Annotated in this window: 10 protein-coding genes and 1 pseudogene; 4 read left to right on the plus strand and 7 right to left on the minus strand. The window is 65.4% G+C overall.

What is annotated here, in order from left to right; genetic code table 11:
* The first annotated feature begins 38 nt into the window (after positions 1-38).
* Positions 39-470, plus strand: coding sequence for an RBBP9/YdeN family alpha/beta hydrolase (locus Pka01_RS32405; RefSeq protein ID WP_203886761.1), 432 nt, complete (start codon positions 39-41; stop codon positions 468-470).
* Between the two features lie 118 nt (positions 471-588).
* Here the strand turns inward: Pka01_RS32405 and Pka01_RS32410 are convergent, their stop codons facing one another.
* On the minus strand, positions 589-1,194 hold the full coding sequence (locus Pka01_RS32410) for a TetR/AcrR family transcriptional regulator (RefSeq protein ID WP_203886762.1): 606 nt from the start codon (positions 1,192-1,194) through the stop codon (positions 589-591).
* A gap of 149 nt (positions 1,195-1,343) precedes the next feature.
* On the opposite strand from Pka01_RS32410, the gene Pka01_RS32415 reads away from it, so the two are divergent.
* Positions 1,344-2,231, plus strand: a complete 888-nt coding sequence (locus Pka01_RS32415; RefSeq protein ID WP_203886763.1) for an oxidoreductase — start codon at positions 1,344-1,346, stop codon at positions 2,229-2,231.
* 134 nt (positions 2,232-2,365) lie between these two features.
* On the opposite strand, the gene Pka01_RS32420 is transcribed toward Pka01_RS32415, so the two are convergent.
* From Pka01_RS32420 to Pka01_RS32435, 4 genes and pseudogenes are all read right to left on the minus strand, one after another.
* The gene (locus Pka01_RS32420) at positions 2,366-3,256 is read right to left on the minus strand and encodes a MurR/RpiR family transcriptional regulator (protein WP_203886764.1); all 891 of its coding nucleotides are present in this window, start codon (positions 3,254-3,256) and stop codon (positions 2,366-2,368) included.
* Between the two features lie 171 nt (positions 3,257-3,427).
* The gene (locus Pka01_RS32425) at positions 3,428-4,822 is read right to left on the minus strand and encodes a M14 family zinc carboxypeptidase (protein ID WP_203886765.1); all 1,395 of its coding nucleotides are present in this window, start codon (positions 4,820-4,822) and stop codon (positions 3,428-3,430) included.
* Positions 4,823-5,446: 624 nt separating this feature from the next.
* Positions 5,447-7,105: a glycoside hydrolase family 18 protein gene (locus Pka01_RS32430; RefSeq protein WP_203886766.1), complete on the minus strand. Its 1,659-nt coding sequence runs from the start codon at positions 7,103-7,105 to the stop codon at positions 5,447-5,449.
* 791 nt (positions 7,106-7,896) lie between these two features.
* Positions 7,897-8,340, minus strand: a pseudogene (locus tag Pka01_RS32435) (GNAT family N-acetyltransferase); the annotation flags it as partial.
* 285 nt (positions 8,341-8,625) lie between these two features.
* Here Pka01_RS32435 and Pka01_RS32440 point away from each other — a divergent pair.
* Complete coding sequence (locus tag Pka01_RS32440) at positions 8,626-9,069, plus strand: hypothetical protein (RefSeq protein WP_203886768.1); 444 nt, start codon at positions 8,626-8,628, stop codon at positions 9,067-9,069.
* 199 nt (positions 9,070-9,268) lie between these two features.
* Here Pka01_RS32440 and Pka01_RS32445 read toward each other — a convergent pair whose 3' ends face one another.
* Positions 9,269-9,589, minus strand: coding sequence for a helix-turn-helix transcriptional regulator (locus Pka01_RS32445; protein ID WP_203886769.1), 321 nt, complete (start codon positions 9,587-9,589; stop codon positions 9,269-9,271).
* 182 nt (positions 9,590-9,771) lie between these two features.
* On the opposite strand from Pka01_RS32445, the gene Pka01_RS32450 reads away from it, so the two are divergent.
* Complete coding sequence (locus Pka01_RS32450) at positions 9,772-10,185, plus strand: STAS domain-containing protein (RefSeq protein WP_203886770.1); 414 nt, start codon at positions 9,772-9,774, stop codon at positions 10,183-10,185.
* A 243-nt stretch (positions 10,186-10,428) separates the two neighbouring features.
* Here Pka01_RS32450 and Pka01_RS32455 read toward each other — a convergent pair whose 3' ends face one another.
* Complete coding sequence (locus Pka01_RS32455; protein WP_203886771.1) at positions 10,429-10,881, minus strand: STAS domain-containing protein; 453 nt, start codon at positions 10,879-10,881, stop codon at positions 10,429-10,431.
* Between the last annotated feature and the right edge of the window lie 647 nt (positions 10,882-11,528).

Below are 11,528 nucleotides of genomic sequence, written 5' to 3' on the forward strand. Positions count from 1 at the left end.
CCCAGCGGCCGATTCGCAGGCTCCGTTCACCTACCGCGATGAGACGGCACTCCCACCGCCGTCTCCGTAGACCCCGGCACACGATCCAGCGGGCCACCGGATCGGTCGTGCTAGTGGCACACAGCCTCGGCTGCCACACCGTCGCCCATTGGGCTCACCGACACGACGCCCGGGTCCGTGCGGCGCTGTTGGTGGCGCCGCCCGATATCGACTACTCGGCATCGCACGGCGCGCCGATCGCAGGCTTCGGGCCGCCCGCAGCGAACCCGTTGCCGTTCCCGACTGTCCTGGCGGCCAGCAGCACCGACCCCTGGGCAAAGATCGACTGGTCCCGCCAACTGGCCAAACAGTGGGGCGCAAGGTTCGTGAACCTCGGCGATGTCGGCCATGTCAACCCCGAGTCCGGCTTCGGACCATGGCCCCGGGGTGAGGAGCTACTCCGAGACCTCCTCGCCGAGACCGCCGACTGAGTCACACTTGATCGAGTGCCGGCTCTGCCGCCATGATCACGGTTTTGGCGAGCCGCCGTCCGTGGCTGCGCGCCGCTCGGTCCCGGTGCCATGCGTACCGTTCCCCACGTCTGATCCGTCAGTGCGCTTGGGCCGCAATCACCCGGAGCCAGACCTCTCGGAGAGTCTGGGTCGTACGGTCGAGAGCGTCGCCGTCCTCGGCACAGGCGCGGTAGTAACTACGTTCCGTCATCCAGCACAGCGTACGGGCGAGGGCGCCGGCGTCGGTCGGGGCGTCGCCGTCGGGCAGTCCGGCACGCACGAGCACCTCTCGCATGGCGGCAGCGAAGGCCTCTACCGTCTCGTCCCAGGACCGCCCGACAGCCGGGTTGGCTGCCGCCTGCTCCACGGCCGCGCGCATCACCGTGCCATGCTCACGCCACATACGTTCCGTGTGGTCCAGGGCACGCTCGATGGCTTGCGGCGGGGGGGTCGCGGTGTCCTCTGCGGCGCGGGCCGCGTCCTGGACGATGTCGACCATCGTGCGGGCCACGAGGGCGGCGAGGACGTCATGTTTCGAGCCGAAGTAGAAGTAGAGCGAGCCGCGCGAAATTCCGGCCCCCTTCGCGATGTCCTCGACGGTCATCCGCTCAAAACCGGTGCGCGTCAGTAGTTCCTCCGCCGCGTCCAAGAGCGCTTGCTCGCGCAGGTCGCCCTTGCGTAGTGCGTCGCTCCGCCTGCCCATGGCTCCTGTCTCCTCCACCTGCGGGCCGTGTCACCTGTGCCCGGCCGAGCCTACCCGTCCGGGGCAGAAATCAACGTCACGTTGAAAAAATTCAGCACCATGTAGACTCTCTGGTGCCCCTTTCCATCCGTCACGGGAGCGATCGCATCATGAGCCACCCGACTCACAAGACATTCCTGATCACAGGTGTCAGCAGCGGCCTCGGCCGCGCCTTCGCGCAGGGCGCACTGGCGGTCGGCCACACCGTGGCCGGGACCGTACGGCGCCCGGAGGACCGCGCCGCCTTCGAGGCCCTCGCGCCGGGCCGCGCTCACGCGCGCCTCCTCGATGTCACGGACGACGACGCGGTCGTCCGGGTAGTGCGTGACGTAGAAGAAGGCGTGGGCGCGATCGATGTGCTCATCGCCAACGCCGGCTACGGGCTCGAAGGCGTCTTCGAGGAGACCTCGCTCGCCGACCTGCGAGCCCAGTTCGATGTCAACGTCTTCGGCACCGCCGCCACCGTGCAGGCGGTGCTGCCGTACATGCGCGCGCGGCGCCGCGGTCATATCTTGGCCGTCAGCTCGATGGGCGGGCTCGCCTCGTTTCCCGGTGTCTCCGCCTACTGCGGCAGCAAGTACGCCGTGGAGGGGATCCTGGAGGCCGTCGGTAAGGAGGTCGCCGGCTTCGGCATCCATGTGACCGCGATCGAGCCCGGCTCCTTCCGCACCGACTGGGCGGGCCGCTCCATGGTCCGCGCACCCCGATCACTGCCCGACTACGACGAGATCTTCGAACCGATCCGCGCCGCCCGGCAGTCGGCCGACGGGCGTCAGCTCGGCGACCCTGCCAAGGCCGCCGCGGCGGTACTGCGCGTCCTCGACCTGCCTCGGCCGCCCGCCCATCTCGTGCTGGGGTCGGACGCGCTGCGTCTGGTGCGGGCCGGACGCGCCGCCGTAGAAGAGGACCTCAACACCTGGGAGGAGCTGTCGCGCTCAACGGACTTCCCAGACGGCGCGCAGATCGGGGGACCCGCGCTCCCGGCGCGCACGAGCTGACGTCGCCCGCGGCTGCCCCGCACGCCTGAATGAAGTTCGAGCCGGCAGCACTACCTCGGGACCTCGCGGATGAACCCGCCGCGCCGCGTCGAATTCGACGAGGTGTTCCCCGGCCTGCTCGACGCCCTCACCGGTCAGCTGGAGAAGAAGACCTGACGCTCCCTCGCCCTGTCGTCGAAGGACTCCAGCTGAGCCTGACCGTCGGGGGCGAGGGTGTCCAGCATGGTGTGCAGCAGCGCGGTGCACAGGACCGTGGGGCCGGCGTGGGAGTCGAACGCGAAGGCCGAGCTGACCGGGGCGAGCAGTACCTCGTCCGCGAGGTCGGTGAGCGGGCTCACCGGCTGGTCCGTGACGAGGGCGACCCTCAGTCCGGAGCGCCGCGCCCAGAGGAGGCCCTGCGCCAGTTCGCGCGGGTAGCGCGGCAGGCCGATGGCGAGCACCCATTCGGCTCCTGATTCGGCTGCCCTGCTCAGCCGGTCCTCCAGGATCGAGCCCGGGACGTCCAGTACGCGTACGTCCGGGAGCACCTTCTCGGCGAGGTAGCCGAACAGGTGCGCCAGCGGCGCGGAGATCCGCAGACCCACGACCACGAGCGGACGCGACGCGGCCAACCGGCCGGCCACGCGCCGAAGCCGGCTGGGGTCGCCCAAGCTGTCCCGCAGCCGCTCCAGGTCGCGGATCTCGGAGTTGACCAGGTCCTGGATCTCGTTGAAACGGTCGTCGGGCGCCACCGGCCGCAGATCGCCGAACACCGACGTACGCAGCGCGTCCCGGAACTCCGGGAACCCGCCGAACCCGAGCGCGGCGGCGAAGCGGGTGACCGACGGCTGGCTGACGCCGACGCGCTCGGCGAGGTCCGCGCTGGTGAAGAAGACGGCCTCCTGCGCGTTCTCCAGGAGGTAGCGCGCGATCCGGCGTTGTGAAGGCGAAAGCCGGTGGCCGTCGAAGAGCGCACGCAGGTTTGCGACGATCCTGGACGCGTTCAGCACCTCGAGCGACCGGCCGCTTTCTGGGACGTGCCTCATCCTGGAACACTTCCCTTCTCCGTGGAGTGACAGAGCCGGTGATGACTCACCGCCCCGGCGCTGCCGGGTTCGGCCGCCTTACTTCATGAATCGCGAAGCGCGTGACCGGTATAACGCCGCCGGGCGGCCCCCGTGGGGACCGCCCGGCTCGCTACCTGTGGGATGAGAAGTTCACTTCTTCGGGCCGTTGCCGTTGAATCGTTTCTTGCACTCCTGCAGTCTCACGTCGACCTGCTCGCCCCGGTCGACGGTGACGTGCACGGTCTCGAGGACCTCACCGGTCGGACGGGCGCAGGTGAGCGTCCAGTTCTCCTTGATGAAGTTGCCCGGCCCGGTGGCGACGACGCCGGTCGCGGTGTACGCCGGGGCAGGCCGTACGGACGGGTTGACGTGCCAGGCGAACTTGCCGTTCGTCGGGGCGATCAGCGTCGACTCCAGGTGGGTGGGGACCTTCTGGGGCGGGTCCAGGACGTTGTTCGCCTGCTGGATCGGTGCGGTCCACAGGTCGAAGTCCTTGGCGATCTTCAGGACCGCGCCCTTCGGAGCCTTGCCTGTGATCACGGAGTGCCCGGCCGGGTCGGCCGCGTACTCCAGTGCCACCATGAACGCCTCGCGGTTTGACTTGCCCTCGTAGCGACCGGTGCCCGTATAGTCCTCGATCACCTCGGAGTAGGTGTTGTTGGTGGACTGGGTCTTCATGATTTCGTAGGTGAACCCGAGACCGCGGGTCGCGTAGTACGACCAGTCCGGGGTCTCACCGGTCGTCTCGTAGTCGAAGCCCGACTTCATGCCCGTGTAGCCGTTCTTGGCCGTGATCGCGTCGGTCAGGGCGGCGTACACGGCCTCGTCGGGGGTGTCGCCCGCGCGGATCTCCAGCGGCGGGCGAAGCACGGTGTGACCGGAGGTGTGGTTCGTGATCAGGACCGTGACCTGGTTGTTCTTGGTCAGGTCCATGATGTTCTGCACTTCGGGCTCGGAGCCGGGCCCCGGCCCGCGATTCGTCGCGTTGGAACCGGCGTTGCTGCCCCAGCCGAAGGGGTAGTTGCGGTTGATGTCCACACCGGCGCTGCTGGCGCACGTCGGGGACAGGCCGCAGCTCGTACGCCGGTTGATGACGAACCCGTCGACGTTGACGACCGGGACGAAGATGACTCGCGCCTGGTCGAGCAGGCGCGTGACCTGCGGGTCCCTGCCGTCGTTGTTGATCAGGTCGTAGGCGAACTCCAGCGTGTGCTCACCGGAGGGCCACTCGTTGCCGTGGTGGACGCCCATCATGAACAGGACCGGCTTGCCGTCGGCGGCGTCGACGTCGTGGGTGACCTCGATGCCGTACACCTCCCGCCCCTGGCGGGTCTTGTGCGGCAGCGTGATGTGCTTCACGAGGCCGGGGTGCTGGGTGCTCAGCGCCAGCATCTCGTTGTTGTAGTCCGTGATCGTCCGGTATGTGGTCCGCCCGCTGGGCAGGCTCACCACCTGCTGCTGGACGACCGCCTGGGTGTCCGCGGTACCGGAGACGCTGGCACCGGCGGCCGGAATGCCGAGACCTCCCAGAAAAACGACGCTCAACGCCAGCGTGAGAGCGCGTTTTTTGGCGAGAGAGGCAATGAGGGGGGGCGTGCCTCTTGAAGGCATACTGAAACCTTTCTCAGCCACGGAAGAACAGGAAACAGAAACGCGTCCTTTTCTCCGGGCCGTTTTCGGCAGTACGCGACGCCCCCCGAACAGCCGCTGACTGCAAAGTTTCAGTTAGTCTGATTGGGTGAATGTGAACCTGTCAACCCCATCGCCGCCGGCCTCTCTCCGCACGTACACGGAACGGGACAAGTGCTTTTCCGGAAACAACTCCGCCACGTAAACACGGTCGAGAGTCGAACCCCACAGTTTCACAGGCGGGAAGGCCCGCCGCGTCCGACGCCGGGGGCGTGCGCGGCCGGCGGGCCGTTCACGTCCCCGGCGGAGGGGCTCTCGAACCTAGACCATCAGGTCAGGGACAGTACCGCGGTGTCCGTTCCGACCGGGGTGTCGAACGGCACACTGAGCGAGAGTCCGCCACCACAGGTGAACTGCCGGTACTGGCCCCTGGATTGGATTAGCACAGCGGGCGGGCGGGATGCTGTTCCCGTTCCAGGAAATCTGTCACCTTCCCGTCACGCTCCAACCGCTGTTCGTATGGACGTGATGGGGCGCAGGTTACCGGTCACGATCTGGTCCCCGCCGTTGCGGTGCACAACGCAGATGTCGGTCGGCCCATTGCGCGGATTTCTCATTCGGAGCGGGCAGCAGGTGGCCTTTGGCGTGATGGTTTGCTGGACCGGAGCAGGCGATCGCATTGACCATCCGGCTGTTGATGGGGTCGGGGTCAACGGTGGCGACCGTCAGTGTGTAGTCGCCGGGTTCGGCATAGGTGTGGGTACCGGTGATCGAGAAGGTCCCGTGACCCAACGCCCGAACCACCGCGGCGCTGTGCGTGTTGTCTCCCCAGTTGATCTCGGCGGTCAACGAGGCCGCCGAACTCTTGGTCACACGCGCGACCTCGCCGGTGAAGGCCGTACCCTTCACGGGCCTGATCAAGGCGCCCCGCACGGTCGGTGCCGGTGCCGCGATGACCTTCTTCGGCTCGAACGGCAGCGCGATGGCGCGCAGCTGACTGTTCTGCGCGTCGCCGGTCAGCTCCCACGTGAACATGCCGTTGAGACGGTGGTCCTTCGCGTACTTCGCTCGGATGCCGAGCGACTGTGCGTCTTCGAAGCTGCACAGGCGCAATGCGGCGGGGTCCCAGAGGTAGGGCGAGTAGACGTACGGGTCCCAGTTGATCAGGACCGTGGAGTCCGGCTTGAGTGCGTTGGTCATCGTCGACTGGCCACAGCCGGTCGCCGTCCAGGGCCGGTAGAGGCCGTTGTTCTGGCCGTCGGTTACCAGGAACCCGCGCTTCAGGGTGAACTCGGCACCGAGGGTGATTTTGTTCGCTGGTACGCCCTGCGACCTGTAGAGGTTGACCGCCGCATCGATGCTGTTGTACCGGTCGCCGCTGGTGTCCAGCGGGTGGTTGTAGAGCGGCTGGTTGAACATGGAGATCGGCGAGTACCCCGTGCCCATGTCGTAGGTCATCAGGTTGATGGTGTCGAGCGTCCGGCCGAGCGTCGCCAGGTCGAAGCTCTTCAGTACGTCGTACGGCGCGCCGTGCACATTGTCGCCGGAATCCTGCCACCGGCCGGCCGGCAGAGCCGCGGTGATCAGGAAGTCACGGTGGCTCTTGCCGTGGGCGTCGGCGTAGGCGTTCAGTTGGGTGCGGAACTCGTTGACCAGGAGGTTGACATTCTCGCGGTCATCCGGGCTGTAGCCGATGTAGTTCAGGCCCCCACTGACCGGGAACTCCCAGTCGATGTCGAATCCGTCGACCGCCCCGTTGTCCACAAAGGCCGAGATGCACGAGGCGACAAAGGCCTTCCGCTTGGCGTCGGTCGAGGCCGCGTCGGAGAAGCCCGCGGCTCCCCAACCACCGATGGAGCGGATGACCTTGAGGTTCGGCGTTTTCTGGCGCTGCGCAAGGACGGAGTTGATTCCGGCCTGACTCGCGGTGGTGCATTTTCCGTTGCTGATCGTGGAAAACGCCCAGTAGAAATGGGTGACCAGGTCCATCTGGATGTTGCTGAAGTTGGGCGTACCCTGCAATAGGTAGCCGCCCACCATGGGACTCGACGGTGCCGGTACCGTTTCACCGACCTTCGCATGATCTGTGGCGAGGGCCGACGGCGCCCCTGCGAAAACCGTGCCAGCGGTCAGCATCGCGACGAGTGCGGCCGTTGCGAACCTGGGGATCCTCAGTTTTCGGAGAGTCGATTCCTTCATAGCGTTCCCTTCTGGGATCGAGTGATTCGATACCACTGGCAGTCACCCGGCCAAGGGACTGAACGGGCGCGACTTGCCGCTGGGACTGTGGGGCACTTGCCTGAGCCTTTGACGAGACATGGAGCGTGGACCATGCCGCATTTGGAGTCGCGGACGTAGGAATTCGCCGTGCCCCGGCAAGGTGTGCAGGTACGGCAGACGGCCCGGCAGCTGTTCGGTCGCGGCTCGCGGCAAGGAACGAGATCTTCACGTCACTCCTCAAATCGGGGTACCGCATACCTCCAGCACGGGCCGCGTCCGGGCATCAGTTGGACATGTCCGGCGACCCGTTGGGCGCTGCAGCGTCGGTGCAGCTTCCTGATGTGGTGGTGGGGGAGTTCACGCGGCCAGGGGACCGACCGTCCCGGCGATCTTCTTGTTCATCTCGATTACCGCCTTGCTTTCGGGGGGTGGCTGGTCTATACCGGTTGGCGGCCATGGGCGGTGGATAGATCCCTTATGTAGGGATCTCAGGCTGTCAGGGTAAACAGAAGTTAAAGATTTGGTCTATACCGCCTTGTATCGGATTCGCAACGACGGCGGCTGTCGCCGCAGCCGGTCTATACCGGGGCGGGCGACGTCGACGGCATCTCGGGAGTGAGTCGGAACTCGATGGGCGGGGCCGTCGACCGGGAGATCAGACGCGGCCACTCCTTGGAAGCCGGCACGTTCGCCGGAGCCGGCGATGTCGAGTCCTTGCCGCAGCAGCCGCGGGTTGCCGTGGGGGTCAGATGGTCGCAGGTTGGAGCATCTCAGGCGGTGTCCCGCCGCGTGGTGTGGACCACGGGGATCTCTGCGAGGGTCCGGTACAGCACACACTGGCGAAGCGGCCCTTCGGGCACGCTCGGATCCTCGAAGTCGTCGGCGGGGTCGCGGGTCATACCGATCCGGCGCATCACTGCCTGGGAACGAAGGTTGTCGACGGTCGTCGAGGCAACCGGTGCCGGCAGCCCGAGTACCTCGAAGCCGAAAGCCAAGCAGGCCAGGGCAGCCTCAGTGGCGTAACCGTGACCCCACGCCGAACGCACCAATCGCCAACCGATATCCACCCCTTCGAACGGCATGTCCTCGCCCACTTCGTCCAAGCCGACGCGTCCGACGAACTCGCGGGTCTCCCGTTCTTCCAGCGCCCACCATCCAAAACCTCGCTGATCGAACACGGCCTGCATGCGTGCCACCGCGGCATCGCTTTGCTCCCGTGTCCGCGCTGGGTTTCGTGGGCGTGGCCTCCCGGCGGATCACCATAGAAGCGTGGGGAGCTCAAGCGACACAGGCAAGCCCATTTGTGGGAGCCACCCCGGGAGCCATCAGGAGTATCTACGGGGTGATCTCCGGCGGATGCCCAACGGGACGGTTCCCTTGGCTATGGGATGCAACGGTAAGAGCTGGATACTTTCGGATCAGGACATATGCGCTTACGTGGATCATCATGGAACCATCACGAGCACGCATCCCCGTCATCCCTTCACGAGGAGACCACGGTGGCGTCCGACAGCAGGGTGGAAGTATTCCGCTCACCCCAGCCCGGCCAGATCAAACGGGTCGAGATCCGCATCGTGGGCGGCAACATCAGAATCAATGCCCTCGATACCGACATGGTGACCGTCACGGCACACGGTGATGTCGCAACGCTGGGCGCCCAGGCCGGCGTCCAGGGCGACATCCTGCACATCACCTCGTCATCCGCCCTGCGCTACTTCCTCCAAAAGAGCCGCATCGACCTGGTCCTCGACGTGCCGGAGGACATAGGCGTCTTCATCAAGGTGTTCGGCGCCGACATCGTCATCAACGGCGGCACTGGGCCACTGGAGGTACGCGGAGTCGCCGGCGCGATCGAAGGCACGACGCACTCCAAAGAGGTCAAGGTGCGCTTCATCGTCGGCGGCAACGATCTCGTCCAAGCGGCCGGAGGCGACGGCTCCTGAGCCAGAAGGGCTAACGGCTCCGAAGGCATACACCCATGTCTCCGTCATCAACACCGCGGTCGCGCTCGCCGACGCGCATCGACCGGCCCCACCGCATGCGGCAGCCGGTGACCGGTCTCATCGCAGAGACCCCGGCCGCAGAGTGGGCCGTTGGAGAGGTACGCCACCGGCATGGACGCGTCTGGCTGAGCGCCGGCTGTCAGGGGGTGTTCGTGGATGAAAGATCGTGCTTGGTGAACATGGTCAATAGAACGCCAATGGGTTTGTCCGCCTCGGTCGGATAGCGGAAGCCCCGGTCAGGGTTGATCTTGTAGTGATTGCGGCGCCCCACCTTGAAGCACGTCAGGTAGTCCGCTTCACGCAGGTCGTTCACGATGTTTTGCACCGCACGCTCAGTGATGCCGATGGCATTCGCGATGTCTCGAAGTCGCGCTTCCGGATCGCGAGCGATCTCCAACAAGACCCGGGCGTGATGAGTCAGGAAGGTCCACGAGGACGAACGGGCATCCGGACTCGTCATGACCGCTTCCCACCTTTTCGGCATCAGCCGGGCACATGTGGACCGTCTAACGATACCTGATCATCCTTACCTGAAGAGGAATACATGAAGAGACTTTCGTATAAGGCCCTTCAGGTGTTAGGGTCCAGTAGGCGCGCTGAGGTCGGCCAGCGCGTCACCTCGGAAGGTCAGGGGGTAGATCCATGACCGCGATCCGCAAAGGCGTCACACCAGACGGTCATAGGGCCGGCGACCCAGTCGAGGCCGTCTTGTACCTCGATCAGCACCTCCGCATCACCTGCAATCTGGGACTGCGCACCACGCTCATCCAGTTGATCGGCGAGCTCGACGCCAGCAACGCCCAGGCGCTCGCCAAGACACTGACACAAGTCAGACGAGGTGAAGACACCCTCGTCATCGACACCGCCAAGCTCGATTTCATCGACCTCGCAGGCCTGCGCGTGCTGACCGGACTCTGTCGTGACGGCTCGGTCCTACTCACCAACATGCCACGCCACATGCTGCGCCTGATCGAGCTTCTGGCCGGAGACACGGACAGTCCACAAGAGACCGTGACTACTTACGTGAGGCCAAAGGCAGCACGACCAGCGCGGTGAGTTCCTTCCCCCAGGCTGGCTGAGTAGCGGTCACTCCCTGCCTCTATATGCGGTGATTGCCGACGCTGCGCGCAGTACGGAACATCGTCCGTCCGACAGTGGCGCGCCGGCCATCACGTCTTGTGCGTCTTCCCACCTGTCGCCGCGTGAGCGAGGAACTTAGGGGTTGTTCGCGGCAGCCGCTCCAACCGGGGGCCGTCTGTGCGCCGAGGCGGCGTAATGGCAACGCGTCATCAGTCGGAACTACTCCGTCAGCTCAGCCTTGAGAGCGTCGTCCAGGGTGGGGTAGATCGAGATATGCCCTGCGAGGCCGAGCACGATGAAAAGCTCCTGAATACGCGGGCGGACGCCGACCATCACCATCCGATCATCCGGCTCCATGCTGTGGTACGCCTCGAACAGAACCCCGAGGCCCCGGCTGTCGATGAACGTGAGATCACTTAAGTCGAACATCAGCCTGCGCGGCGTTACAGCAAGAGCCGAATCAACGACCATCCGGAACGTATCTTCTGTGACCAAGTCCAATTCCCCGCACACCTTGATCACAGTCCACGGCGCCCGAAGCCAAGTGGACACAGAGAAGGGCTGCATTTTGGCCTCCTCCCCGGCGGCGCTGACCAGCAAAGATTGGTTGGCGCACACCAGGCGCGACCCCGGCGCGGAGGCGCCAGCACCCTGACCGGGGCCGCTGAACATCCCGCCATCTGCAGGATGCGGAGGGCGGGATCCGAACGGCTTACCCGACCAGCAGAGGCCAAACCCACGCATGCAGTTGATCACACCGGAGCGATGGCCTTCAGTGGCGCTATGTCGCCAGAGGCATTCCGGACGGTTACCGGATGTGGGACAACGGCGCGTCGCTGGTGGGACGACCTCCACGAGCTATGCCCGCTCGACAAAGTTGATGCTGGGTTCGCACGCCAACGACCTGTCCTTCACCCCTCCGGGGCATGGTCGCGGCCATGGTGTTCAGGAACCACGCCGTCTGACCCCGTCGAAGATCGCTGTGGTAGGTGCTCAGGAGGCCCAGTCTGATCAGGCGACTCAATGTCGGAAGCAGTGTGATGAATAGAAGTTCCGGCATGGCGACACCTCGTGTCGTAACCATGTGTATTCGATCGCTACTTTGCGTAGTACCCTCGGAGGTCTCAGCTCATCTCCCCACCCGGAAGATCGGTAAGGAGGTGCAATGCCGTCCTCATATCTCCCCCCGCCGGACCAGTCAGGCCTTGAGGCATGGATTCGGCAACTGCTTCGTCTCACAGGAGCCTGTGCGATCTCTGAGCCCTCTGCGGTCTTCCCAACGCTCATAGATGCCTCTAGCCACACGCCCATGACCTAGA

Source organism: Planotetraspora kaengkrachanensis (assembly GCF_016862895.1).
GTDB classification, from domain to species: Bacteria; Actinomycetota; Actinomycetes; order Streptosporangiales; family Streptosporangiaceae; genus Planotetraspora; species Planotetraspora kaengkrachanensis.

Bases quoted from the DNA above. Each gene is read 5' to 3' on its own strand.
- Pka01_RS32445 (WP_203886769.1), bottom strand. From the start codon at position 9,589: ATGACGAGTCCGGATGCCCGTTCGTCCTCGTGGACCTTCCTGACTCAT.
- Pka01_RS32410 (WP_203886762.1), bottom strand. From the start codon at position 1,194: ATGGGCAGGCGGAGCGACGCACTACGCAAGGGCGACCTGCGCGAGCAA.
- Pka01_RS32430 (WP_203886766.1), bottom strand. From the start codon at position 7,105: ATGAAGGAATCGACTCTCCGAAAACTGAGGATCCCCAGGTTCGCAACG.
- Pka01_RS32455 (WP_203886771.1), bottom strand. From the start codon at position 10,881: ATGTTCAGCGGCCCCGGTCAGGGTGCTGGCGCCTCCGCGCCGGGGTCG.
- Pka01_RS32450 (WP_203886770.1), top strand. From the start codon at position 9,772: ATGACCGCGATCCGCAAAGGCGTCACACCAGACGGTCATAGGGCCGGC.
- Pka01_RS32420 (WP_203886764.1), bottom strand. From the start codon at position 3,256: ATGAGGCACGTCCCAGAAAGCGGCCGGTCGCTCGAGGTGCTGAACGCG.
- Pka01_RS32415 (WP_203886763.1), top strand. From the start codon at position 1,344: ATGAGCCACCCGACTCACAAGACATTCCTGATCACAGGTGTCAGCAGC.
- Pka01_RS32405 (WP_203886761.1), top strand. From the start codon at position 39: ATGAGACGGCACTCCCACCGCCGTCTCCGTAGACCCCGGCACACGATC.